This is a genomic window from Clostridium sp. AM27-28 (genome assembly GCF_003480955.1).
GTDB lineage: Bacteria > Bacillota > Clostridia > Lachnospirales > Lachnospiraceae > Otoolea > Otoolea fessa.
In genome coordinates, this window is sequence record NZ_QUJT01000001.1 from 144,215 (window position 1) to 170,094 (window position 25,880).

Genomic DNA, 25,880 nt, shown 5'->3' on the forward strand with positions numbered 1-25,880 from the left:
AAATATGCTTGCGTTATCTGAAATAAAAAATAATGGTTTGCAGAATAAAATTTAAAACAGAAAAAGAAAATGAAAAAAGGATACTTAAAAATGTGAGGATTTATAGCGGATAAATAACAGATATTCATGTTTGATTATGAATCAAAAAGATATAAATTTCATATAAGTGAAATCCAAGTGAACAAAATTCACGTTTAAACAAATGAAAATGAAAAATTATGAAAGCGTGTGAACCGTTATTTTTTTAAAAAATACTCGATCAAATAGTAGAAAGGAAGAATACAAATCTTCAAATAATACAACATTTGAACGGAAGTTATGCTGAAATTCTGTAAGTAAACAGATATTACAAGGGTAAAATAGCATGTTGAAAATCCCGTATTGAGGTAAAATAATGGGCGAACAAGTGTCCTGTCGATGTAAAAAATTTCAAAATTATGAAAAATGAGATTGACTTTCAGTGGGAATCAGAGTACCATAGAGGTATCAAAACCAAAATAGAAACAATCTGTTTTTCGAGCCGAAATTGCTAAGCGGGAAACCGTATGCAGTCAGGCCAATGGGTACATCTGGAAATGGAAGTGCCTTCCGCATTTGAAAAGAAAGAGAGATTCGCTTTACATCGATGGATACGAGAAGCTGTCAGGCTTCTTGTATAGATAGGGTATATATGTGCTGACAGATAGGTATAGATATAGGTGTATCCATATCTATAGGTGCAGATGTATATACAAACTCGGATACGTTAAGCGGTACTGTCTTTTCAGAGGCGGTGCCGCTTTTCTTTTTGTGTTTCTAAGAACAGGAGGTGCGGATGGAGCCGGATATTAAAAAACTGAACCAGCTGCTTTTATCGGGAAGCTGCTGCAGTCAGGCACTTGTATCACTGGGACTTACCCTTAAGGGTGAGGAGAACCCGAGCTTTCTGAAGGCATCTGCAGCACTCTGTCTGGGAGTCAGAAGCGGGCTTACCTGCGGAGCTTTGACCGGTGCGGCGATGATGATGGCGCTCTTTGAGCCGGAAGCAGCATACAGCGAGATGATACCGGAACTGGCAGACTGGTTTCAGGAAAACTATGGTGAAATCTATGGAGGAAGTGATTGTCATTCGATTTTAGGAGATAACATGGCCAACAAGGCACTTCGGTGTCCCCAGGTGGTAGAGAATACCTACCGCAAGGCCAGAGAACTTCTGGAGGACTATGGCGTGGATCTGGCGGATCTGGCAGAGATGCTGGAAAACGCGGATGACTAAGGAATCGTAAGTATTGGGTATGATGCGGAAGGATAGTCGGAAGCATCAGGGCTCTATTTATTTTAAAGAAGGAGGACTAAGCAGCATGAAATTAAGAAAAATGATGTTGAACATCAACGGTGTTGATCGTATGTTTATGTGCGATCCGGAAAACGATAAACTGTCAGATGTTCTGCGCCGGATCGGTCTGACCGGTGTTAAGGTTGGATGTGGAACCGGTGTCTGCGGTTCATGTTCCATCATTCTGAACGGACAGGTAATCCGTTCCTGTACCAAGAAAATCAGCCAGGTAGAAGAGTATTCCAAGATTACCACCATCGAGGGTATCGGTACTCCGCAGCATCTGCATCCGTTACAGGTTGCATGGATGAACTGCGGTGCTGTACAGTGTGGTTTCTGTGTACCAGGCTTCATCGTTTCCGCATATGCTCTGTTAGAGCAGAACCCGGATCCGACCCGTGAAGAGGTTCGTGACTGGTTCCAGAAGACAAGAAACGTATGCCGTTGTACCGGATACAAACAGATTGTAGATGCAGTTATGGCTGCAGCTAAGGTTATGCGTGGCGAGTGCAGCATCGAGGATATCAAGTTCCACAATCCGGAAGATGGCAACTACTACGGAAAACCGGTTGTTCGTCAGGATGCACTTGGTAAAGTCTGTGGCCTGACCGACTACGGCGATGATCAGGCTCTTAAGATGCCGCAGGGCGTTTTATATGCAGCTATCGTTCAGCCGAAGGTTACCCATCATGCAAAGATTCTGGCTATCCATACTGAGGAAGCTGAGAAGATGCCGGGCGTTGTTAAGGTTATCACAGCAAAAGATCTTATCGCAGCAGGCGGAACTAACATCATGGCTGAGGGTCAGTTCCATGAGAGAAGTACTGTTATGACACCATCCCGTAAAGTTCTTCAGGATGAGAAGATCTATCGTTACGGTGATGTTATCGCTATGGTAGTAGCTCATACACATCGTCAGGCTCGTGCAGCAGCCGCTAAGGTTACGATGGAATACGAGCAGCTGCCAGAGTATCTGACATATCTGGATGCAGTTATGCCGGATGCTATCCGTATCCATGAGGATACTCCGAACATCTTCTGCGAGCAGCCGGTATTAAAGGGAGCAGGTCTGGAAGATGCAGAAGAGGTAAGAGACTTAATCGACAAAGCACCGCATGTAGTAGAAGGAAGCTTCTCCTCCTCCCGTGAGCCGCATCTTTCCATCGAGGGTTGTGTACTTCAGTCTTACTGGGGCGATGATGGCCTGCTGACCATTCAGTGTAAATCCCAGTGTGTATACTCCTCTATCGGACGTCTGGGTAACTGCCTTGGTGTACCGAAGGATAAATACCGTATCATCATGAACCCGACCGGCGCAAGCTTTGGATGGTCTACCAACGCAGGCGATATCGCACTGTGTGCTGCTTGTACCGTAGTTACCGGCGAGCCGGTATCCCTGTCCATGTCCTATGAAGAGCATCAGCACTTCAGCGGCAAACGCTGCCCGGCATACTCCAATGGCCGTCTGGCATGTGATAACGAAGGTAAGATCCTGGCTGCAGAGTTTGATATCGGTATGGACCACGGCGCTTACTCCTGGGGCGGTGACGACGTTATGACCAAACCGGCACGTTTCACCTTCTTCCCGTACAATGTACCGAACGTAGCAGGTCTGGTTCGTGTAGCCAACGTAAACCATGCATTTGGTACTGCTTACAGAAGCTACGGTTCTCCGCAGGCATATACACTCAGTGAACCGCTGATGGATATGATGGCAGAAGAACTGGGCATGGATCCGTTCGAGTTCCGTTATAAGAATATCTGCCGTGAAGGCGATAAGAATATCAACAGCTATGTATATCCGCAGTATCCGATGGAGAAGATCATGGATACCATGCGTCCAATCTATGAGAAGGCGGTGGCTGATGCGAAAGCAGCTGACACACCGGAGAAGAGAAGAGGCGTTGGTATCGCATGGGGCGGCTTCAACGTTACTGAGGGCGGCGGCGACAGCGCTGAGGTTGCTCTTGAGCTTATGCCGGGCAACAAGATCCGCAAATACGACACATGGCATGCAATGGGCCAGGGTGCTACAACCGGTTCTCTGGTAGTAACACTGGAAGCTCTGAAAGAAATGCATCTGACACCGGAAGATATCCAGCTGATTCAGAATGATACCAAGACCTGTCCGGATACCGGTATGGCTGGTGCCAGCCGTTCCCTGTACATGGATGGTAATGCAACCATCATCGCAGCTAACAAGCTTCTGGCAGCTATGAGAAAAGAAGATGGTACACTTCGTACCTATGATGAGATGAAGGCAGAAGGCATCGAGACCAAGTATCTCGGCCGTTACGAGACCAACACAACTCCGGGTCTGTGCCGTCTGGATCCGAATACCGGTATCGGCGACCCGACTCCGGCATTCACATACTGCCTGAACCTGGCAGAGGTTGAGGTTGATACTAAGACCGGTAAGACTACCGTTCTGAAATTCACCTGTGTTGACTTCGTTGGACGTATCGGTAATATCGATGCTGTTAACGGTCAGGCATACAGCGGTATCATGCATGGTATCGGCTTCGCCCTGAAAGAGGACTACGCAGACGTTAAGAAACATGCGAACATGTTTGGCGCTGGTACTTCCTACATCAAGGATGTTCCGGATGATATCAACCTGATTCATATCGATGGCGCTATCTCTGATGGTCCGTTCGGTTCTTCAGGTGCTTCTGAGGCATTCCAGGCATCTGGCCACTGTGCAGTTCTGAATGGTATCTACAATGCCTGCGGCGTACGTATCCATGAGATCCCGGCACTTCCGGAGAAGGTAAAAGCTGGTCTGGATGCAATCGCAAAGGGCGAGAAACCGTACGAGCCGAAGAAATACTTCCTTGGTTCCGATATGTATGAGGAACTGGAGAACATCAAAGAGAATCCGGTACAGGTAGGAACCCAGAGCTTCTACGTATCCCTGGATGATCCGACAGCTGAGCGTCCGTTCTAATCCGATTCGGAAGAGGAATGCGTGGCTGCACATGAAGCGGGCAGCTGCGGCAAGGCGTATCGCGTGATTGTAAATAAGAATTAAATAAAAGCTGCTGCGAACCTGCAGAATCTATGTTTAGAGAGGTAGGTTTTGCAGCGGCTTTTTTGTAATTATGGTATATAATAAAAAGTATTAAAAGTTGGCTCTTAGAATTTTTACTTATCGATGGAGGACGGGATAAATGATTCTGGGAGAGGATAAATGGTTACTGTTCACGGGTAGGCACTTTTGGAACCGAAAGTGCCGTAAGAAAACGTGGTGGCAGCAGGAATTTGCCGTATTTAAATGCGAAGCCACGGCAAATTCCGTTACTGGGCATGTATGCGTGAACAGTAACGATAAATGCAGGAGAAAAGAAGGGAGGTCCGCCCTGTGAGCTATTTGGAAGATTTTGAGAAGACGCTGGCGGAGAAATGCCATCAGAACGAGCCGCCGTTCTGCCAGGCAGCCTGTCCGTTCCGGCTGGATATCAAGGGGCTGGAAGAAAAGTGGAAAAAGGGACGTTTCAACGCGGCGTACCGGACCTATCAGAATACGGTGGGATTTCCGGATATTGTGTCGAAGCTGTGCAGCCATCCGTGCGAGAAGGCATGTCTGCGTGCGAAGCTGGACGGGGGGATCGCGATGGGGCTTTTAGAGCGGGCGACTGTCGAGTACGCGAAGCGGAAGGCACCGAATGCGTATAACCTGCCGTCGAAAGGAAAAAAGATCGCGATCGTCGGAGGCGGTCTTTCGGGGCTTGGCTGTGCACTGCGTCTCTGCAATAAAAAGTACGAGGTAACGATTTATGAGCGGGAAATGGTTCTGGGCGGTCAGGCGAGAAACCAGATGGATCCGGCGGAATTTGATGCGGAGATCGAGGCACAGTTCCAGTTTGAGGAATTTTCACGCCATCTCGGTGAAACGGTAACGGATCTGGAGGCACTCCGGGCGGACTATGATGCCGTGTATGTGGCAACTGGGGCAGATGGCGCGGACTTTGGTCTGGAAATGGACCCGGACGGCGCATTTGCAACCCGGACACCGGGCGTTTTCATTGGAGGTTCCCTGACAGGCGGCGACAGCATGAAGGCGCTGGCAGATGGGCTGGCGGTTTCGCTTGCGATCGAACGGTATCTGAAAACGGGCGGCATGAATGAGCCATTTCGAAAGGAAGGGACACTTTTAAAGCTTCAAACGGAAGGGATCGAGCGTGCCGAGCGGGTGGTTCCGGCAAACGGGGAATCGTATACGGAGGAAGAGGCGATGCAGGAGATCGCGCGCTGCCAGAAGTGTTCGTGTGATGCCTGTATGCGTGCCTGTGATCTGATGCGCCTGCATGAGAAAACACCGCGCCGTTTGTATGAAGAGGTTTACATAACAATCCATCCCGGTACGTTATCGCGCGATGGTACGTGGGCGACCAGACTGATCAGCACCTGCGACCACTGCGGGCTTTGCAAGGAAGTCTGTCCGCAGCATATCGATTTCAGCCAGTTTCTGCTTGACAGTATGCGGGCAATGCAAAAAAAAGGCGCGATGCCGTGGCCATTCCACGATTTCTGGCTGCGCGACATGGCGTATGCCTCCGGAAAAGCGGGGCTTACGCGGAAACCGGAGAATGTTAAGAAGAGTTCCTATGCATTCTTTCCGGGATGCCAGCTCGCCGGTTCGGATCCGCGCTATGTGACGCGGACGTATGAGTGGCTGCGTTCCAAAAAGCCGGATGCGGCGATCTGGATGACCTGCTGCGGTGCGCCTGCCGAGTGGGCAGGCGAAGTGGACATCCACGCGGCACATCTGGAGGAAATGCGGCGGCAGTGGAGAGAGCTTGGCGAACCGACAGTGGTTTTAGCATGCCCGAACTGCCGGAAGATGTTTGAAGAATACCTGCCGGAGCTTCCGGTTGTCTTTCTGGCGGAAGTGATGGAAGAGTGGGGCATGGAGAAAGATGCTGCTTTGGAACCGGACAATGCTGAAAAGGGTGAAATGGAAGCAGGAAGTACCCAGCAAGCGCAGTCGTATGCCTTGTTTGATCCCTGCGCCAGCCGCTATTACCCGGAATTGCAGGAGAGTGTACGCCATCTGGCGGATGCGGCGGGGATTACGTGGGAAAATCTGCCGTATGACGGGAAAAAGGCGCGCTGCTGCGGATACGGCGGGCATATCGGGATTGCTTCTCCGAGCCACACAAGCTATATGACAACTTCCCGTGCAAAAGAGGAGGAACTGCCGTATGTGACCTACTGCGTCAACTGCCGGGAGTCCTTTGCAGGACAGGGCAAGGAGGCGGTACATATCCTCGATTTGCTGTTTGGGTTAAATGGCGCGGGACGTCCGGCAGCGACGGTAACAGAGCGCTGGCACAACCGACTGGCGGCAAAACGGGAACTGCTTAAGACATATTGGAATGAGACGATCGAAGAGGAAACACACATGAAATTAGAAGTTGAGAAGGAACTGGAACGCAAATTGTCAGCGGGTCAGATTTTGATCGAAGATATGGAGCAGGTCATTGAACACTGTGAGCGGGAAGACCGCGGTATTATCGACCCGGAGACAGGACATCGGATCGGGCATCTGAAGATCCAGCATATGACCTACTGGGCAGAGTACGAGGTGCTGCCGGACGGCGGTTATAGGCTCTGGAATGGCTACAGCCACCGCATGAATCTGGAAGGAGAGTGATGAGTATGCCGACGATCGATGGAGGCGGAAGAGATCAGCGGATCAAAGAGGCGTTGGAGAAAAAAGTCATCTGCCGCCGGTGTCAGGTGGAGATGGTGCCGAAATCCACATTTTTTGACTATCTGGGGCACAATTTCCACACCGAGATCCTGTGCTGCCCGAAGTGCGGCGAGGTATATCTGCCGGAAGCGCTGGTAAAAGGACGTATGGCGGATGTGGAGAGAGAGCTGGAAGATAAATAGGAGATATATAGATTGGGATAAGGGGATGAAGGAAGATGATAATGGATTCACAGGATAGAGGCGTCCTGCCGGAAGAAATGCGCCATACATACAGTGTCTGTCCGGTCTGTTTAAAACGCATTCCGGCAAAGCGGGAAGAGCGGGACGGGCAGATATATCTGGTAAAAACCTGTCCGGATCACGGGACATTTTCCAGTGTAATCTGGAGAAATAAGCGTAAGTTTGCCGACTGGCGCGGGGAACGTCCGGCGGTGGGAGAAAATGAAAATCTAAATTGCCCGGCGGGCTGCGGTCTATGTGCGGAGCACAGACGCGCCACCTGCTGTACCTTGCTGGAGATCACAGCGCGGTGCAATATGAACTGTACCTTCTGTTTTGCGGAGCCGGACGGGGCCAAGGATCCGTCCTTAGACACGATAAAACGCTGGATCGACGATCTGACGGATCCGGGAAAAACACTTTTGCAGCTTTCCGGCGGGGAACCGACAGTGCGGGACGATCTGCCGGAGATCGTGGCGTATGCGAAGCAGGTTGGCTGTAAATATGTGCAGTTAAACAGCAACGGTCTGCGCCTGGCGGAGGACGAGGCGTTTGTAAAGCGTCTGGCAGATGCGGGACTTTCGTTTGTATTTATGCAGTTTGACGGCGTGGACGATGCCGTATATGAAAAACTGCGCCGCCGCCCGATGCTGGAAGTGAAAAAACGGGCGATCGAGCAGTGCGGCCGGTATGGAATCGGCGTGACGCTTGTTCCGGTCCTTGTTCCGGGCGTCAATACGGAGCAGATCGGGGACATCATCCGGTTTGCCATTCAGCGGTCGCCGTATGTGCGCGGCGTGCATTTCCAGCCGGTCAGCTATTTTGGACGTATCCCGGAGCTGCCGGCGGATGATGACCGCTATACGCTGGATGAACTTTTGGAGGCGGTTGTCAGCCAGAGCGGGGGGCTTATCAAAGAGGAACAGATCGCGCCATCCTGCTGCGATCACCCGATGTGTGGGTTCCACGGGGATTTTATCGTGATGCCTGGGGATAAATTGATGCCGTTGACAAATTATAGTGGAAAAACCGAGACAGAACCGGAGGGCGAAGGCTGCTGCTGCGGTCCGGATCCGGCGGAGAAGAACCGTGAATTTGTCGGACGCCGCTGGGAACGGCGCGATGTGGAAGAGGCGTGCTGTTGTGGAGAAAGCCAGCCGGAAAAAGAAAGCTGCTGCTGTGGCGGAACCCAGCCAGAACCAGAAAGCTGCTGCTGTGGCGGAACTCAGCCCGAACCAGAAAGCTGCTGCTGTGGCGGAACTCAACCAGAACCAGGAAACTGCGGTTGTGGCGGAACTCAGCCCGAACCAGAATCCTGCTGCTGTGAAGAAGAGTCGCTTGACATAACAAATATGGAGGACTTCTTAAAGCGTGCCAAAAGCCATGGCTTCACGATCACATCCATGGCGTTTCAGGATGCCGGCAATCTCGATATCGAGCGCCTGCGCCAGTGCAGCCTGCATGTGTATAAAGACGGGAAGAAGATTCCGTTCTGTGCATACTACTTGTCTCCGATGGAAAGAGGCAGATAATAGAAGCGCAGAAAGGAGAGGTGCAAAAAATGAATACAAATGAGTGCAGTCTCTGCCGACCGGGCGGATTTGCGCTGACGAGGCAGATGTTCCAGTTTGCGGGAATTGAGATACCGGAGGCGGGAGCGGCAGAGACGGAGTCTACAGACCCTGCAGTGTCGCTTCGCGTCATCGACATCGGCTGCGGAACCGGCGGCACGATGCGATGGCTTTCTGAGCATTTCCCGGGCTGGCAGATTTCCGGATTGGATAAGAATCCGGATGTGCATGAACCTGGCTGGATAGAGACTGGATGTGCGGAGAAACTGCCATATCCAGCTCAGACGGCGGATATCATTCTGATGGAATGCAGTTGTTCCAAGGCTGCGGAACCGGCGGCGGCGCTCCGGGAGGCGTACCGGGTGTTAAAACTGGAAGGATGGCTTTTGATGAGCGATATGTATGCCCGGAAGAAAGAGCTTTTCTTAGACGGGATGCTGGGACGGCTGGAGTCTGCTAAAACAATCCGTGACCGGCTGGCGGAGGCGGGATTTGTGCTTGCAAAGATGCAGGACGTGTCGGGAACATTGGCGGAGTGGATCGGGCAACAGATCTTCGATGGGAATCTGGAATCCGTCTGCGCAGCGCTGGGGGCGGACCGGAAGATTTTAAAAGAAGCGGCCTGCGGTTATTTTATTGCGGCGGCGCAGCCGTCCGGGTTATGGCGGACACTTTCGTATGTAAAGGAGAAAAGTCCATTTTATCAGAAGAAATTTACATCCGTCTGGGGACAGCTTGGGGAAATGGCAGGTTCCGATGTACGGCTCGCACCGGATTCGTTTTCATGGGCGGATTTCCGGACACTTCCCCTCACAACCCCGGAGGAACTGAAAGCGGAGCCGGAAACATTTTTATGTGTTCCAGCCAAGGAGATCGCGCGGATCATCACGCTGAAAACCTCCGGCAGTACAGGGGCACCGAAGCGCCTGTTTTTTACCGAAGACGATCTGATGCAGACGGCGGATTTCTTTGAAACAGGGATGCAGTACATGGTAAAGCCAGGCGATCGGGTCACGGTTTATATGGAAGGACCGGGATTTTTTTCGATTGGAGGACTTTTAAAAGAAGGATTGGGGCGCATTCAGGTGGAGACGAAGGTTCATGGACTGATTCACGATATGGAAGCGGCAGCGCGGGACGGCGAGGGGGCAGACTGCCTGATCGGTGTCCCAAGCCAGATGTATGCGCTGGCAGCCCATGCGCCGGGACTTGGCCCGAAAACAGTGCTTTTAAGTGCTGATTATGTGCCGGTCAGCGTGCAGCGTTTTTTGGAAAAAACATGGAACTGCCGGGTCTTTACACACTGGGGGATGACGGAAACTGGTTACGGCGGCGGCGTACAGTGTGGGGCGCGTGTGGGTTACCATCTGCGGGACCGGGACCTTTTGATTGAGATTCTGGATCCGGATACGGGACAGCCGGTTCCGGAAGGGCAATACGGCGAGCTGGTTCTGACAACGCTTCGGCGGCGGGGAATGCCGCTTGTGCGCTATCGGACCGGCGATCTGGGGCGGATGATTGCAGAACCGTGTGCCTGCGGATGTTTAAAGCCCAGACTTGATAAGGTTGAGGGACGGCTGGATGACAGCGTCCGGCTGTCCGGCGGAAAAGTACTTTCCATGCACATATTAGATGAGCTTTTATTTGCCCTGGATGAGGTGGAAGATTTTCAGGCATCTTACAATGCGGCGCAGAAGCATCTGACGGTGGCTGTTATGAAGAAAGCGGGTTATGCAGATGCGGTAGGAAGCAGAGTGAAAAATGTCAAAGCAGCATTAACGGAATACTTTGGGAACTGCCTGACCGTCTCAGTGATAGAAAAAGAAATTTCCCCCTATATCGGTTCGGGAAAAAGGCGGCTGATCATCGAGGAAAAATGAAAAATGAGTGGTAAAATTCAATATCATGAAAAACTTGACGATAAGTTTTAATTGCAGTATCATAAAATTAAAAATAATCGAGAAATTTTGAAAAAAATCAGTAAAATTTGACAAGAACAAGGAGAAAAAAATGAACATAGCGATTGCATCAGAGACAGAGGAGATCGACGGACTGGTGCCGGCGACTTTTAAGGAGAGTCCGTTTTTGATGATTATTGACGCGGACAAGAACCAGATTTTCCATGTCTATGGAAAACAGGATCCGGACAATCTGGTATTTGCGAAGAAGGTGGTAGAACATGACTGTGAGGCAGTCATCTGCGGACCGATCGAGAAAGAACCGTTTGAGATACTGGTAAAGGCGGGCGTGACCCGTTATCTGGGAAGCGGGCATACGGTTCAGAAGGCATATAGCTATATGAACCGTTATAAACTGGAGCTGATCCGCGACTACATCGGCGGACCGGGACCATTTGGACACAGCCATGATTTCAGCTGCGAGTGTGGGGAAGAAGAGGAACACGAGCACTAGGAAAGGACAGAATGCGGACGATTTATTTGATCCGGCATGGGAAGCCGGAATTTCCAGATGAACGGAAATATTGCATCGGGCGGACGGATCTGCCGCTTTCAGAGGAAGGGCGGACACAGATTCGGGCGCTGGGGGAGACATTTGCGGGACGCAGAATTGAAAAGATTTATACCAGCCCGTTAAAGCGCTGCCAGGAGTCAGCCGCGATCCTGCAGGAAGTGATTGACAGAAGTATTCCGATTGAGGTCGTAGATGGTCTGGCGGAGATTGACATGGGGGAATGGGATGGTCATTCCTTCGATGAAATCCGGGAACAGTTTCCAGCGGAGTATGTGGCACGAGGGGCAGATATGTACGATTTCCGACCGCCGCAGGGAGAGAGTTTTGCAGATTGTGCAGGGCGCGCCAGGACAACCTGGAATGAACTCCGGATGAAGAGCCGGGGCGATATTCTGGTAATCGGGCACGCGGGTTGGTTCCGGACACTGATCAGCGGCTGGGAGAAGCGGAAAAAGGCAGAACTTTTGCAGATTCCCTTTGGCTACGGACAGGTGTATGAAAGAAAGGATTATGTATTTGACGCCTTGATCTCGGCGGCGGGGCGATCCTCGCGGATGGGGGATTTCAAACCGCTCATGAAGCTCGGCGCCCAGACGGTTCTGGAACGTGAGATACAGACGCTGCGGGCGTGCGGCGTACATGAAATCACGATCATTACCGGACGACGGGCGGAAGATATACGCGCGGCGGCTGCGGGACCGGGAATCCATTTCATCCATAATCCCGCGTATGCGGAGACGAAAATGTTTGATTCCGTCTGCCTGGGGCTTTCCTATTATGAGAAAAAGCGGAAAACGGCAGGAAAAGAGACGCTGGATGGCATTTTCTTTTTCCCGGTGGATGTGCCGCTGTTTACGCCATTTACGCTGGAATATGAAAAATACCGGTTTGCGGAAGGCGATGGGGATGTCTATCTCCCGGAGTATGAGAAAACACCGGGGCATCCGCTTCTGATCCGTGCAGATGTGATCGCAAAACTGCTGCAGCATGACGGGACGATGGGGCTTAAAGGCGCTTGTGAACAGCCGGGAATCCGCCGGATTTCCCTGGATGTGCCGGATCCGGGCTGCGCGTTTGATGCGGATACCCAGGAAGAGTTTCAGAAATTGCGTGACTGGGAGAGAAAACGACCTGTCCCGGACAAAGAGGAGTGTGAACGTCTGCTTGCATGGTTCCGCACGCCGGAGGCGACGGTGCGCCATAGCCGGGTGGTTGCGGAGCTGGCCGTGAAATTGGCAGATAGAGTTCTAAAGCATAGGGCGGAAACATGTGTGGAGATGACATACAAAAGCCCCCCAATTGATAAATATAAAATCTACGCGGCGGCGCTTCTTCACGACATCGCCAAAGCATATCCCGAACATCCGGAAACAGGGGCGAGATGGCTGCGGCTTCTGGGACATACCGGGATCGCGGATATCGTTGCGGATCATATGGATCTGCCGGAAGAAAAGCTGGGATATTTGAATGAAAGCCTGATTGTGTACCTGGCGGACAAGCAGGTACAGGGAGAACGGCGTGTAACGATCGAAGAACGGTTTGCGGCAAAACGGGAGAAATTTAAGGATAACCCGGAGGCGCTGGAGGGCGTGGAACGGCGGTATCAGCTGGCAAAGCGTGCGGAGGCATTACTGTAAAAAGGAAAAGAGGAAAATCATATGAAATTAATGAAAACAACCGAGGCAGTCGGACAGGTACTCTGCCATGATATGACACAGATTATTCCGGATGTGACGAAGGATGCCGTATTCCGTAAGGGACATATCGTGCGCGAGGAGGACATCCCGGTACTGCTTTCGATTGGAAAAGATCATATTTATGTCTGGGAAAAGGACGATACAAAATATCATGAGGACGAGGCGGCGGACATTCTGCGCGGCATCTGCCAGAATGAGTATATGCGTGCAACCGATCCGAAGGAAGGCAAGATTGAGCTGATTGCGGAGTCGGACGGTCTGTTTCAGGTTGATGAAGAACGCCTCTTAAAGGTCAACAGCCTGCCGGAGATGATGATCGCGACCCGCCGGACGAATTTCCCGGTAAAAAAAGGTGATAAGTTAGCCGGAACCCGTGTGATCCCGCTGGTAATTGAAAAAGAAAAAATGGAAGAGGCGAAGAAGGCAGCGGGTTCAGAGCCGCTGTTAAAGCTGCTTCCGTATAAAAATAAGAAAGCGGGCATTGTGACGACCGGAAATGAAGTGTTCTATGGACGGATTGAGGATAAATTTGGCCCGGTCATCCGGGAAAAGCTTCAGGAATTTGGTGTGGAAGTTCTGGGACAGAAGATTATAGGGGACAATCCGGATAAAATCACGGAGGCAATCCAGGAATGGCTGGATCAGGGCGCCGATTTTGTTGTCTGTACCGGTGGCATGAGCGTCGATCCGGATGATACGACACCGAGCGCGATCAAGCAGACCGGGGCGGAGGTTGTCTCCTACGGCGCGCCGGTACTTCCGGGTGCGATGTTCTTGCTGGCATATATGAAGGACGGAAGACCGATCATGGGACTTCCGGGCTGCGTGATGTATGCGAAGAGGACCATCTTTGATCTGGTGCTGCCGCGTGTGATGGCAGATGTGCCGGTGACAAAAGCAGATCTGGCGAAGATGGGCGCAGGTGGTCTGTGCTTAAATTGTCCAACTTGTATTTTCCCGAACTGCGGTTTTGGTAAATAATCGAGCCAGAGAGAGGCGATGAGGCAGCAACCGCGATGGCACAACTGCGAAATGAGAAATGGATGGCTCATGCAGTATAAAAGAGAGGAAGTGCGTGATATGAATCTGTATGGGGAGATTCTGAAAAAACTGGAAGGGACGCCGTGTCTGGCGCTCGAGAGAAGCTTTGTGGGAGAAGAGGGAAATCTAGCAGATATGCGCTGTGAACTGAAAGAAGGTGCAGAGGCGTCGGAGATTGGAAAAGAAGCCCTGACACAGGGGCAGCCGGTCTGTGGGCGCGCCGGAAGCAGTTGGAATGTGGCGGAACCATTTTTCCCGAAAGAGCGCCTGATTATTCTCGGAGGCGGCCATGTGGCTCTTCCGGTGGCAGAATTTGGCGCGCGCGTCGGATTCCAGGTAACTGTGGTGGACGACCGCCTTTCCTTCGCGAATCCGGGACGTTTCCCGATGGCAGAGAAGGTGATCTGTGATGACTTTGGGCATGCGATCAAAGAACTCAAGATTCAGGAGAGCGACTATATCTGTATCGTTACGCGCGGACACCGCCACGATGCGGACTGCCTGCGTATGATTGGAAAAGGAAAAGAACCGGCGTATCTCGGCATGATTGGTTCGAGACGCCGCGTCGGTATCGTGAAACAGGAGCTTCTGGAAGAGGGTTACGATCCAGAGCGAATGAGCCGTTTAAAGAGCCCGATCGGTTTAAAGATCGGCGGTGTGACACCGGAGGAGATCGCGATCTCGATTCTGGCGGAGATCATACAGGTAAAGCGCATGGATCGGGAAGACAAACGTGTGAAAAACCGTTCCGATCTGGATTTTGATGTGCTGAAACGCCTGGCAGAGGAGCCGGATGAGTCGAAAGCAGTGGTCACGGTGATTGAATCAAAGGGATCCTCCCCGCGCGGGGCAGGCGCGAAGATGATTGTCTACCGGGACGGACGGATTCTCGGCAGCATCGGCGGCGGCTGCAGCGAGGCGGCCGTGCTGGGCGAGGCACGTTCTCTGATCGGAAGCGGCAGGTACAAAGTAGTTCATGTAGATCTGACCGGCGAGGCAGCGGAAGATGAAGGAATGGTCTGCGGCGGCATTATGGATGTGCTGGTGGAAGACTTTGCCACGGATCGGGAACCGTGTGACCGGTAAGGAAACCGAAACGGCGGCGTATTTGGATACAAAATTTCAAATAAATGAAAAATAAAAAGATAAAAATAAAATATATGAAAAATCATCATAATAATTTCACGAAAATAGACGGAAGGGTTTGGAAAGAACAACTGGAAAATTCATAAGAATAAAGGGAAAATGCAGAAAAAAGCCACGTTATTTTTTGGTGCACATAATGACCATGTGCATTCAATAAGAATCATTGTAAAGATTGACAAAAAAAGTGCCACGTGCTACTATTTGATTAGCAAATATCATTATAATTTTCCGAAAATAACGGAAGGGTAAAAACCACATTGCTATGGCGTGAGGAATCGAAACGAGGAGGATGCCGGAAACGTGTGCGTGAAATGAGGGAGAAACCAAGATATGAGAAAAACGTGGGCACTTGTAATGGCAGCAGCGATGGCGGCAGCATCCCTGACCGCATGTTCATCCAGCAAACCGGCTGAGACAGTAGCACCGGAAACGGAGGCAGAGGCAGCTGAGACAGAGGAGACCGAAGCAGAAGCAGAGGCAACCGGCGACCAGCAGGAGATTCTGGTAGCGGCAGCAGCCAGCCTTCAGTACGTTATGGAAGACAAGATTCAGCCGGCATTTGAGAAAGAGAATCCGGACATCAAGCTGAGCTTTACCTTTGACAGTTCAGGAAAGCTGCAGACCCAGATCGAAGAGGGCGCAGATGCAGACGTATTCTTCTCCGCAGCGATGAAGCAGATGAACGCGCTGGAGGACGAGGGACTGGTTGATGCAGATTCTGTCGTAGAGCTTCTGGAAAATAAGATCGCCCTGATCGTTCCGAAGGATTCCACACTGGGAATTACCGGTTTTGAGGATATCACAAAGGCAGAGAAGATTGCACTCGGCGATCCGGAGAGTGTTCCGGTTGGACAGTACGCCAAGGAAGCCTTTGAGAACCTGGGTATGTGGGATGATGTAGAGGCTAAGACAAGCTTTGGTACCAACGTAACCGAGGTTTTAAGCTGGGTAGCAGCCGGAAGCGCAGATGCAGGTATCGTATACCTGACCGATGCAACCACCAGCGATCAGTTTGACCAGGTAAAGGTTATCGGATATGCACCGGAAGGAAGCGTATCGAAGGTTATCTATCCGGTTGGTGTTGTAAGCGCAAGCACAAAGAAAGATGCAGCACAGAAGTTTGTAGATTATCTGGGAACCGATGATGCGCTCTCCTTCTTTGCGGAGTATGGCTTCACAGCAAATAAATAAGCCGGGAGCGATGACTGTCTGGGATATGCAGCCGACTGTGTGAATAGAAAGCAGGACAGCGAAGGACAGACAGTGAACCATGTATGGAATAAAATCCGCCGCAGAATGCAGGGTCCGTTGAAAACCAGGTGTTCTGCGGCAGTTTTTATCTCAGTCGAGAAGACTCCCACCTCTTTAGGTGGCGAATAATAGCAAATTTGTCTCAGTGGGAGTTGGGTCTCACGGACGTTCGACTTGATTCATAGGAAAGGAGGGGAAGAAAGATGGACTGGTCTCCGATATGGATATCGATGAAAACAGTAACGCTGTCGATCATTATTACGTTTTTTCTGGGAGTCTGGATGGCGCGGCTGGTGGTATCGGCACGCTCTGAGAAAGTGAAAATGGTGCTGGACGGCATCCTGACGCTTCCGATGGTCCTGCCGCCGACGGTAGCAGGCTTCTTCCTGCTGATGATTTTTGGTGTAAAACGACCGCTCGGACAGCTGTTTCTGGAATTGTTTGGCGTCAAGATTGTATTTTCATGGGTGGCAACGGTGATCGCGGCGGTGGCGATCTCATTTCCGCTTATGTACCGGGCAGCGCGCGGCGCGTTTGAACAGGTCGATGTGACGCTTATCTATGCGGCTCGGACGCTGGGATTTTCCGAGAGCCGCATTTTCTGGAAGGTAATTCTGCCGTCGGCGATGCCGGGCGTCCTCAGCGGCGCGATCCTTGCCTTTGCAAGAGGACTGGGCGAGTTCGGTGCGACCGCGATGCTGGCGGGCAATATCGCCGGAAAGACGCAGACACTGCCGCTTGCCATCTATTCACAGGTGGCGGCTGGAAAAATGTCGATGGCATACCAGTATGTGTGGATCATCGTGGTGATTTCCTTCCTGGTCGTCGTGCTGATGAATGTGCTGTCGCGGCGGGATATGCGCGGAAGCAGCAATCATAAAAAGAAAGATAACAGTGTGGAAGCGGGCGGTCAGGATGCAAAGGTTTCGGTGGAACTGTTTGCGGACAGGGAAGCGGATGCACAGAAGGGAGGCGCGGGATGAGCCTGCAGGCGGCAATCAAAAAGAGATTTTCCGGCTTTTCGCTGGACGTATCGCTTAACACCGATGGCGGCGTCATGGGCATTCTCGGCGCCTCCGGAAGCGGCAAGAGCATGACGCTCAAGTGTATCGCCGGAATTGAGACGCCGGACGAAGGGCGGATCGTGTTAAATGGCAGGGTGCTCTTTGATTCGGAAAAGCGCATCAACCTGCCGCCGCAGAAGCGGAAAGTCGGTTATTTATTCCAAAATTATGCATTGTTTCCGAATATGACCGTAGAAACCAACATTGCAGCGGGGCTTTCGGGCAGCAAGGAGGAAAAACAGGAAGCGGCTGCCCGCATGATCCGTCTCTTTAAATTAGAAGGGCTTGAAAAAAGGTATCCGTCCCAGCTTTCCGGCGGACAGCAGCAGCGTGTGGCGCTGGCGCGCATTCTCGTCTATGAGCCGGATGTGATCATGCTGGATGAACCATTTTCGGCACTTGATTATTATCTGAAGGAACAACTGCAGTTCCAGGTGCGCGAGGTACTCCGCGGGTACACGGGCGATGTGCTGATGGTCAGCCACAGCCGGGACGAGGTCTATCGGTTCTGCGAGAAGAGCATCATCTTAAACCGCGGACAGGTGGCGATGAAGGGAGAGACGCGGGCGATTTTCCAGAAACCGGAAAATGTCACTGCGGCACGCCTGACAGGCTGTAAAAACTTCAGCCGGATCCGGCGGATCGGCGAATATGAGGTGGAGGCGCTCGACTGGGGACTCACGTTTCAGACCGAAGAAGCGGTTGCCGCGGAGCATGCCTATATCGGCATCCGGGCGCACCAGTTTTACCCAGCGCGCGGCAGTGCGAATGAATTTACGTGCGAGTGGGGGGACACACTCTGCCAGCCATTTGAGTGGGATGTTTTGCTGCGTCCGGTGGAAAATGCAGGGGCAGCGGGTGACAAAGAAAATGCACTGGAACGCGAGGTGATCTGGTGGAAGGTAGACTATAAGCAGAGTGATTCACTAAACCAGTATCAGCGCGGAGACTGCGTCCGGCTGGGAATTGCACCGGGAGATATCATGCTTTTAAAAGAAGGTTAGAATGATAGAAAAGGGGATATGTATGGCAGATGGGAAAACAGGCGCGATCATCCTGGCGGCAGGGCGGTCGGCGCACATGGAAGAATTAAAGCCGATGCTCCGGATGGGGCAGACCACGATGATACAGAGGGAGATCGACACGATCCGGCAGGCGGGGATCTCGCCGATCGTCGTCGTGACCGGGTATCAGGCAGATGTGCTGGAACGTCATATTTCACACCGTGGGGCGGTCTGTATCCGAAACAAGCGGTATGAGACATCGCAGATGTACGGCTCAATCTGCATGGGACTGCGCCATATCCAGAAAAAAGCCGATCGGGTGCTGTTGTTCCCTGCCGACGTGCCGATGATCACGGCGGACACAATCGAGAAGATGGCGCAGGCGCCCGGAAGCATGGCAGTACCGGTCTGTCAGGGAAAAAAAGGACACCCGGTCATGCTGTCGAAGGAAGTGTTTGGACATATCTTAACGTACCGGGGTGGAAAAGGACTCCGCGGCGCAATGGATGCGTGGGGCGAAGGTGTCCGGGAGATCGAGGTTGAAGATCCGGGTGTTTTACTGGACACCAACACGAAAATGGACTACGAATCGCTGCTTGCCTACGAAAAAGACAGGCAGAAGCGCGGGGAGCTGGCATTTCGGGCGTCGATTTCGCTGAGCCGCGAGGAAGAATGCTTCAGCGCGCTGACGGCGGATTTTCTGGAGGCAGTTGCTGAGAGTGGTTCAATGCTCGGTGCCTGTCAGATCCGGGATATTTCTTACAGCAAGGGCTGGAAAATGCTCAAGATCGCGGAGGCGCAGCTGGGAATCCAGTTTTTAGAGCGCCAGACGGGCGGAAGCAAGGGCGGATTTTCTGTGCTGACGCCGGAGGGAAAGGTGTTTTTAGAAAAATTCCGCCGGATGGAAGCAGCAGTGCAGGCGGCAGCAGAAGCAGCGTTTGAGAAAATCTTTCTGGAGCTGGAAGAAGAGGAAAAGGAGGATACAGATGGAAGAGAAATTAACGCATTTTGATGAAAAGGGAAATGCGATCATGGTAGATGTAACGGAAAAGAAGATTACCAGCCGGACGGCGACGGCATCCGGCAAGATTCACGTCAATGAAGCTGTCATGAAGGCGGTTCTGGAGGGAACGGTTGCCAAGGGCGATGTGCTGGGGATGGCGCGTGTGGCGGGAATCATGGCGGTGAAGCAGACCGCACACCTGATCCCGATGTGCCACACACTTCTCATCACGAAATGCAGCGTGGATTTTGAGGTGAATGAAAAAGAGCTGACGATCAAGGCACTTTGTACTGCGAAGCTGGAAGGAAAGACCGGCGTCGAGATGGAGGCGCTGACCGGTGTCAGCGTGGCGCTTCTGACCATTTATGATATGTGCAAGGCGATCGACAAGCGGATGGAGATCGGAGAGATACATCTCGATGCAAAATCGGGAGGAAAGAGCGGGGAATTTGTGCGATGATAGACGGATACGGCAGAACGATCGACTACGTCAGGATCTCCGTGACCGACCGATGCAACCTGCGCTGTGTGTACTGTATGCCGGAGGAAGGCGTCTGCAGCATTTCACATGAAGAGATCCTGCGGTTTGGTGAGATCGAGAGGGTCTGTCAGATTCTGGCAGAGAACGGCATTCAGAAAATCAAGCTGACCGGAGGCGAACCGCTGGTGCGCCGGAGACTGCCGGAGTTAGCAGCAGCGTTAAAACAGATTCCGGGAATCAAGAGCCTGACGATCACGACGAACGGTGTTTTATTAGAAGAAATGTACGATGCGCTGGCGGACGCGGGGGTTGATTCAGTCACGATCAGCCTGGATACGCTGGATGCGTCGGTGTACCGGCAGCTCACACGCCGGGATGAGATCGAAGCGGTCAGACGCGGCCTTCGGACGGCGATCCAGAAAGGCAGGATGCAGATCAAGATAAATTGTGTGCCGGTGCTTGGGATCGAGGAGCAAAAGCTTTTAGAGGTGGCGGAACTGGCGAAAAACCATAACGTGCACGTGCGTTTCATCGAAATGATGCCGATCGGCATGGGAACGCAGTTTGCCTTTGTGAAAGAAGATGCGTTGAAGCATGCGCTGGAAGAGGCATTTGGAACCTTTACCCCGTGCGGGGACGTGGCAGGAAATGGCCCGTGCCATTATTTCGCAGTCCCTGGCTTTCAGGGGCGGATCGGTTTTATCAGCGCGGTCAGCCATAAATTCTGTTCCGAATGCAATCGGATCCGGCTGACCTCAGAAGGATTCTTAAAGACCTGTCTCCAGTATGACAATGGGGTAGAATTAAAGACCATTCTGCGCGGCGGCGGTACCGATGAAGACCTGCGCCGGGCGATCGGACAGGCGCTTGCGGAAAAGCCGAAGGGACATAATTTTGAGAAAAAGACGGAATTTACGGATCGGGAACACCGGGGAATGTCCCAGATAGGCGGATAAGCAGGGTGTTTGTGAGGATTATGGTTTCTGCGGTGAAAGTGTGAGCCGGCGGAATGTTACAAGTGAAATATCGTATATGAAATATGAAATCGGAAAATTTATGGATAAAGAAAAGGGGAAACAATCATGGGAAAAGTAATCGCAACGTGTACCAGTGAAATCAAAGGTGTTCAGAAGAAAAATGTCCATCAGGTCTGTCTTATCGAGGACTATGGAATCGAGGGTGACGCCCATGCGGGCAAATGGCACCGTCAGGTCAGCCTTCTTTCATATGACCGGATTCAGGAATTCCGCGCGCGTGGTGCGAAAGTCGAGGACGGCGCGTTCGGTGAAAATCTGGTCGTGGAAGGAATCGATTTCAAGACGCTCCCGATCGGGACAAAATTTAAATGCAACGACGTCGTGCTGGAATTGACACAGATCGGAAAAGAATGCCACCATGGATGCGCGATCTTCCAGGCGATGGGCGATTGTATCATGCCGCGGGAGGGCGTATTTACGAAGGTGCTGCACGGCGGCGTGATCAAAGAGGGAGATAATCTGGAGATTCTGGAAGAAGCGTAGGAAAGAGATCAAAGAGAGGTGGGAAAACAATGAGAGCAGCAATTATTACATCCAGTGACTCCGGGTACGCGGGAAAACGGGAGGACGTGAGTGGTCCGGTAATCGCAGAAATGGTGAGAGAGGCTGGTTATGAGGTGGTCTGGCAGAAGGTGCTGCCGGACGACCAGGCGATGTTGGAAGAGGCGATGAAGGAGATCTGCGATGAGGGAAAGGCCGATCTGCTCTTAACAACGGGCGGAACGGGATTTTCTCCGCGCGACGTTATGCCGGAGGCGACGCTGGCGGTCGCGGAACGGATGGTTCCGGGTATCCCGGAGGCGATGCGGGCATACAGCTTACAATTTACAAAGCGGACGATGTTAAGCCGAGCGGCAAGTGGGATCCGTAAACGCACGCTGATCGTCAACCTGCCGGGTAGTCCGAAGGCAGTGCGGGAGTGTCTGGAGTACATTCTGCCGCAGCTGGATCATGGATTAAAAATCCTTTTGGGGCTTGATGGGGAGTGTGCTAGAAAGTAGGGAAAGCAGCAAAAACGAAGATGGAAAAACAGATATAATATATAAGACGATGTATGCTAATAGCGAGGACTTTCAAGTCCTCGCTATTTCAACGATGGTCAGCTTATTTGGGGCAGAATGGAATGACCACAAGAAATCTACTCCATTCAGTCATGAATGTTCAGTTCAGGAATTACTTACTCGATGCGGAGCATCCGATAGCCGATTCCGATGTGTGTTTGTATGTATTGCTGCCCGTCTTTTCCGCGTTCCAGCTTTTTGCGCAGGGTCGCCATGAACACCCGCAGAGAAGCGATATCGTTTTCCCAACTGCTGCCCCAAATCTGCTGCGTGATATAGGTGTGTGTCAGAACCTTACCAACATTTTTGGAGAGCAGGCACAGCAGCTTGTATTCGATGGGTGTCAGGTGCAGCTCTGTGCCGTCAAGATATGCGCAGCCTGCCGCATAGTCGATTTTCAGCGCACCATTCGTAAAAATCGGAGAATCCTGCACGGAGTCTGTTTTCATCATCGACAGTCTCCGCTGCGTCACCCGCAGTCGTGCCAACAGTTCGTCCACGGAAAAAGGCTTGGTTAGATAATCATCCGCCCCAGCATCCAGTGCCCCGATTTTATCGGAATCCTCTGTTCTGGCGCTGATCACAATGATCGGCATATTCGACCACGACCGGATTTTTTGGATGACTTCTACGCCGTCCATATCCGGCAGCCCCAGATCAAGCAGTACAATGTCCGGGTTGTGAGACAGCGCTTCCATCACGGCACTTGCGCCGTTTTGCGCCGAAAGATACCTATATTCGTGAGTTTTTAGTGTCATCGTTATTAAATTTCGCACCGGGGTATCATCTTCTACAACGAGGATGAGCGGCTTATTCATTTAAGTTCACCTCACTAAGTGGTATTGTAAAGGAAAAGATGCAGCCATGCGGCGAATTGTCTTTCAACGTCATTTCACCATGATGTGCATGGACAATAGTTTGACAGAGCGTAAGTCCAAGTCCAAGACTTCGGCGGCTGTCGCCAATTGGATTGCCCCCAGTAAAGAACATTTCAAAAACACGTTCCTTCAGTTCATTCGGAATACCGGGACCGTTATCGCTGACACATATTTCAGCCATATTTTCTCGCGGGATTGCCGTGATCCGGATGTTCGAGCCAACTGGAGTATATTTGACTGCGTTATTCACCAGATTGATGAGCACCTGCATGATGAGTCCTGCGTCCATCCGTGCCAGCAACAGTACGTCTCCGCAATCTACTGCGATGTGATGTTCTGCCGCTCTTCGGTCAATATGCCTGAGTGCTTCCGATATGATGTCATCCACGACCTGATCAGAAAGGTGCAGCTTTACGCTGCCGTCTACAATTTTCGTAATGGAAAGCAAGTTCTCAACCAGCCCCGTCAGCCATTGTGCATCGTCATAAATGTCCGTAAAAATCTGTTTCCGTGTCTGCTCATCCAACACGTCATAGCTGTGCAGCAGCGTATCTGCGTTGCCGGAAATCGAGGTCAGTGGTGTCCTGAGATCATGAGAAATCGAACGCAAAAGATTGGCGCGAAGCTGTTCGTTCTTTGCAAGAACGGCAGCTTCTTCCTTTTCTCTGGCATTTCGCAGGTTATCCAGCGCCAGAGAGCACTCGCCGAGGATGGAGAACAGAACGCTGGATGTAAATGCGTCAGGCTGCGTTTGCTTTTCCATCGGAATCCCGACAACACCGTAAATCTGCTGCCCGGTACGGATGGCAAGATACAGCCGTTTTGCTTTTGGAAAGTTTTGCGTCGTTGCTCCGGCGCGCTTGCGGTTTTGCCAGACCCATTGAACCACGTTCTGTTCCCGGTCGGTATCTGGGATGCTGTATGGACTACTTCCGTCAGCCGGATAAATGTTCCCATCCAGCAGAGCGTTGCCCTGTGCCGGGTAAATCAGAACGTCTCGCTGCATGAGCTTTTGTATCTGCGTCGCGGTCATCCGATAGACCTCCTCCGGCGTTTCCGCTTTTTGGAGCTGTCTGTTCATATCAAAAAGGAGCTTCGTGCGATAAGCGTCCCGTGCGGATAGCTGTGCGTGGGCTTTGAGCTTGGCCGCAAGTGTACTTGTCAAAAGTGCAGCCGCGAACATGACGGCAAAGGTTATCGGGTATTTGCTGCCATAGGCTGCCAAAGACAGCCGGGGTTCCGTCAGAAAATAATTGAACAGGAGGACACTCAAAAAAGCGGACAGCACACCGCAGGTATATCCGCTGGTAAAAGTGGAAGTCAGAAGCACACCCAGCAGGTAAACCATGATGATATTGTCATTTGCAAAGCTGAGCCGCAGAAAGATCCATCCGATGACCGTCGTAACTGCCAGAATTCCGATGGTCAGAAGTAGTTCCCGGGCGGTCGGAAACGCCGGGCGGATAGTAAGCGGCTGATTTCTGCGGCAGTTCTTATAGGCTTCCACATCCGGAATAATATAAATATCTACCTCTGGTGCAAGCGTAATGAGCTGTTCTGTCAGCGTCGATTCGCTCCAGAAATGCCGCCGCTGTACGCCGCTTCGCCCAATCACAATTTTGGTCACATCAGAGAGCCGCACATATTCCGCGATCTGTGTCGCCACATCTTCACCATGCGTTGTGACAATTTCTGCGCCAAGCTGCTGCCCCAGACGCATATTCGCCTGCAAACGGACGGTATCTTCCGCGTTCATATCAGCGTCTCCGGGGGTCTGCACGTAAAGTGCGGTAAGACTGGCGCAAAATGCCTGTGCCATTTTCCCTGCCATTCGTACAATGCGTTCATTGGATGGAGACGAGGACAGGCACACAAGAATATGCTCTTTTGGCATTTCGCTTCCTTTATTCTGCACATTTTCACCCCCTCTTAAACAATATTATAGCACCAAAATGTGGAGGTTTCTACTGCGCCCAATCGGATTCGTTGTCCGGAAAAGAAATTTGCTCTGAATCATAGATCACGATTTCTACATGGGCATGACTATTGCGAAATCGGGAAAACGTTTCCTCAAGTTCGTCAGGAGAAATATTTCCGACCAGATGCACGCACGGTTCAGCCTGCTGTTGTTCGGATGATTCTTTGATGTGCTTCTGATTTTCGTCCAGAAAGCGATCCAGCCGTTTCATCAAAAACCAGCCGAACAGGAACATTAGCGCCGTCCCAGCGATCAAAACGCTATCTTCCATATACCCTCACCGTCCATTCAGATTCGGAAGCACTTTTGCAGCGCTTTGTATTCGCCCAACGCTAAAATCGTTATTTCCCCGGACAGCATCGTATCCGGCGTAATGGAAACGTCGGTTTTTCCAGAGTGTTTGATGCCGAGAATGTTAATGCCATATTTTCTGCGAATATTCAGTTCGCCAACGCTTTTGCCGATCCACCCGGCCGGAACTTCTACTTCAAAAATGGCGTGCTGCTCGTCGATCTCTATGTAGTCGAAAATATGGTCGGCAGTGTATCGGATCGCTGCCCATTTTGCCACCTGTTTTTCCGGGTAGACTACCTGGTCGGCACCGTTGCGAAGCAGAAACTTTGCCTGCACATCACGCTCGGCACGCGACACCACGCACTTCGCCCCCAGCTCTTTCAGCAGCGAGGTGGTTTCCAGCGAGTTCTGAAAGTTCCCGCTGATGGTCACGATGCAGACATCAAAATTTCCGATGCCAAGAGAGCGAAGAAACTCCGCGTTTGTACTGTCGCCAATTTGTGCGTTGGTGACATATGGCAGCACATCATTGATTCGTTCCTCGTTTGTATCGACCGCCATGACCTGATGCCCCAGCTGAGAAAGCTGTACTGCAATATGCCGTCCGAAGCGGCCTGTGCCAATCAATAGAATGTTTTTCATGTGAAAAG

At 51.6% G+C, this 25,880-nt stretch carries 22 protein-coding genes and 1 riboswitch; of the genes, 18 read left to right on the forward strand and 4 right to left on the reverse strand.

What is annotated here, in order from left to right; translation table 11 throughout:
• Window positions 1–501: 501 nt before the first annotated feature.
• A riboswitch (molybdenum cofactor riboswitch) is annotated at window positions 502–621 on the forward strand.
• 193 nt (window positions 622–814) lie between these two features.
• The 18 genes from DW720_RS00745 to DW720_RS00830 all read left to right on the forward strand — a co-directional run bounded on the left by DW720_RS00745 (window position 815) and on the right by DW720_RS00830 (window position 22,020).
• The gene (locus tag DW720_RS00745) at window positions 815–1,255 is read left to right on the forward strand and encodes a C-GCAxxG-C-C family protein (protein WP_118672475.1); all 441 of its coding nucleotides are present in this window, start codon (window positions 815–817) and stop codon (window positions 1,253–1,255) included.
• An 85-nt stretch (window positions 1,256–1,340) separates the two neighbouring features.
• Window positions 1,341–4,262 carry a molybdopterin cofactor-binding domain-containing protein gene (locus DW720_RS00750; protein ID WP_022359117.1) on the forward strand — a complete coding sequence of 974 codons (2,922 nt, stop codon included), beginning with the start codon at window positions 1,341–1,343 and terminating at the stop codon, window positions 4,260–4,262.
• 414 nt (window positions 4,263–4,676) lie between these two features.
• Window positions 4,677–6,971: a pyridine nucleotide-disulfide oxidoreductase/dicluster-binding protein gene (locus DW720_RS00755; RefSeq protein ID WP_182436499.1), complete on the forward strand. Its 2,295-nt coding sequence runs from the start codon at window positions 4,677–4,679 to the stop codon at window positions 6,969–6,971.
• A 5-nt stretch (window positions 6,972–6,976) separates the two neighbouring features.
• A complete protein-coding gene (locus DW720_RS00760; RefSeq protein ID WP_022360474.1) occupies window positions 6,977–7,213 on the forward strand; it encodes a DVU_1557 family redox protein in 237 nt (78 codons plus the stop codon).
• 41 nt (window positions 7,214–7,254) lie between these two features.
• Window positions 7,255–8,784, forward strand: a complete 1,530-nt coding sequence (gene trsS / locus DW720_RS00765) for a radical SAM (seleno)protein TrsS (protein WP_207665576.1) — start codon at window positions 7,255–7,257, stop codon at window positions 8,782–8,784.
• A gap of 29 nt (window positions 8,785–8,813) precedes the next feature.
• A complete protein-coding gene (locus tag DW720_RS00770; protein ID WP_118742743.1) occupies window positions 8,814–10,703 on the forward strand; it encodes a DVU_1553 family AMP-dependent CoA ligase in 1,890 nt (629 codons plus the stop codon).
• A gap of 130 nt (window positions 10,704–10,833) precedes the next feature.
• On the forward strand, window positions 10,834–11,235 hold the full coding sequence (locus DW720_RS00775) for a NifB/NifX family molybdenum-iron cluster-binding protein (protein WP_022360477.1): 402 nt from the start codon (window positions 10,834–10,836) through the stop codon (window positions 11,233–11,235).
• Between the two features lie 11 nt (window positions 11,236–11,246).
• Window positions 11,247–12,932 carry a DVU_1551 family NTP transferase gene (locus DW720_RS00780; protein ID WP_118742744.1) on the forward strand — a complete coding sequence of 562 codons (1,686 nt, stop codon included), beginning with the start codon at window positions 11,247–11,249 and terminating at the stop codon, window positions 12,930–12,932.
• Window positions 12,933–12,953: 21 nt separating this feature from the next.
• Window positions 12,954–13,973: a molybdopterin-binding protein gene (locus tag DW720_RS00785; protein WP_118742745.1), complete on the forward strand. Its 1,020-nt coding sequence runs from the start codon at window positions 12,954–12,956 to the stop codon at window positions 13,971–13,973.
• Between the two features lie 69 nt (window positions 13,974–14,042).
• Window positions 14,043–15,119: an XdhC/CoxI family protein gene (locus tag DW720_RS00790; RefSeq protein ID WP_182427943.1), complete on the forward strand. Its 1,077-nt coding sequence runs from the start codon at window positions 14,043–14,045 to the stop codon at window positions 15,117–15,119.
• A gap of 390 nt (window positions 15,120–15,509) precedes the next feature.
• Window positions 15,510–16,370, forward strand: coding sequence for a molybdate ABC transporter substrate-binding protein (gene modA, locus DW720_RS00795; protein WP_118742747.1), 861 nt, complete (start codon window positions 15,510–15,512; stop codon window positions 16,368–16,370).
• Window positions 16,371–16,633: 263 nt separating this feature from the next.
• Complete coding sequence (gene modB, locus DW720_RS00800; RefSeq protein ID WP_118742748.1) at window positions 16,634–17,413, forward strand: molybdate ABC transporter permease subunit; 780 nt, start codon at window positions 16,634–16,636, stop codon at window positions 17,411–17,413.
• A complete protein-coding gene (locus DW720_RS00805; RefSeq protein WP_118742749.1) occupies window positions 17,410–18,498 on the forward strand; it encodes a sulfate/molybdate ABC transporter ATP-binding protein in 1,089 nt (362 codons plus the stop codon). The genes modB and DW720_RS00805 overlap by 4 nt, the downstream gene beginning before the upstream one ends.
• Before the next feature lie 22 nt (window positions 18,499–18,520).
• On the forward strand, window positions 18,521–19,510 hold the full coding sequence (locus tag DW720_RS00810) for an NTP transferase domain-containing protein (protein ID WP_182436500.1): 990 nt from the start codon (window positions 18,521–18,523) through the stop codon (window positions 19,508–19,510).
• Window positions 19,485–19,961 carry a cyclic pyranopterin monophosphate synthase MoaC gene (moaC, locus tag DW720_RS00815; RefSeq protein WP_118749151.1) on the forward strand — a complete coding sequence of 159 codons (477 nt, stop codon included), beginning with the start codon at window positions 19,485–19,487 and terminating at the stop codon, window positions 19,959–19,961. Before DW720_RS00810 ends, moaC begins: the two co-directional genes overlap by 26 nt.
• Window positions 19,958–20,938: a GTP 3',8-cyclase MoaA gene (gene moaA, locus DW720_RS00820; RefSeq protein WP_118493371.1), complete on the forward strand. Its 981-nt coding sequence runs from the start codon at window positions 19,958–19,960 to the stop codon at window positions 20,936–20,938. The genes moaC and moaA overlap by 4 nt, the downstream gene beginning before the upstream one ends.
• Window positions 20,939–21,064: 126 nt before the next feature.
• Window positions 21,065–21,502, forward strand: coding sequence for an MOSC domain-containing protein (locus DW720_RS00825; protein ID WP_022360487.1), 438 nt, complete (start codon window positions 21,065–21,067; stop codon window positions 21,500–21,502).
• Between the two features lie 29 nt (window positions 21,503–21,531).
• A complete protein-coding gene (locus DW720_RS00830) occupies window positions 21,532–22,020 on the forward strand; it encodes a MogA/MoaB family molybdenum cofactor biosynthesis protein (protein WP_117796574.1) in 489 nt (162 codons plus the stop codon).
• Window positions 22,021–22,196: 176 nt separating this feature from the next.
• Here the strand turns inward: DW720_RS00830 and DW720_RS00835 are convergent, their stop codons facing one another.
• Genes DW720_RS00835 through DW720_RS00850 form a run of 4 tightly spaced genes read right to left on the reverse strand, consistent with a single transcriptional unit; the run spans window position 22,197 to window position 25,872 of the window.
• Window positions 22,197–22,898 carry a response regulator transcription factor gene (locus DW720_RS00835; RefSeq protein WP_022360489.1) on the reverse strand — a complete coding sequence of 234 codons (702 nt, stop codon included), beginning with the start codon at window positions 22,896–22,898 and terminating at the stop codon, window positions 22,197–22,199.
• Window positions 22,891–24,873 (reverse strand): DUF4118 domain-containing protein, encoded by a 1,983-nt coding sequence (locus DW720_RS00840; protein ID WP_243015363.1) that lies wholly within the window; start codon window positions 24,871–24,873, stop codon window positions 22,891–22,893. Before DW720_RS00840 ends, DW720_RS00835 begins: the two co-directional genes overlap by 8 nt.
• Window positions 24,874–24,922: 49 nt before the next feature.
• Window positions 24,923–25,207 carry a hypothetical protein gene (locus DW720_RS00845; protein WP_147353584.1) on the reverse strand — a complete coding sequence of 95 codons (285 nt, stop codon included), beginning with the start codon at window positions 25,205–25,207 and terminating at the stop codon, window positions 24,923–24,925.
• A 17-nt stretch (window positions 25,208–25,224) separates the two neighbouring features.
• Window positions 25,225–25,872 carry a TrkA family potassium uptake protein gene (locus tag DW720_RS00850; RefSeq protein WP_118482492.1) on the reverse strand — a complete coding sequence of 216 codons (648 nt, stop codon included), beginning with the start codon at window positions 25,870–25,872 and terminating at the stop codon, window positions 25,225–25,227.
• Window positions 25,873–25,880 lie beyond the last annotated feature (8 nt).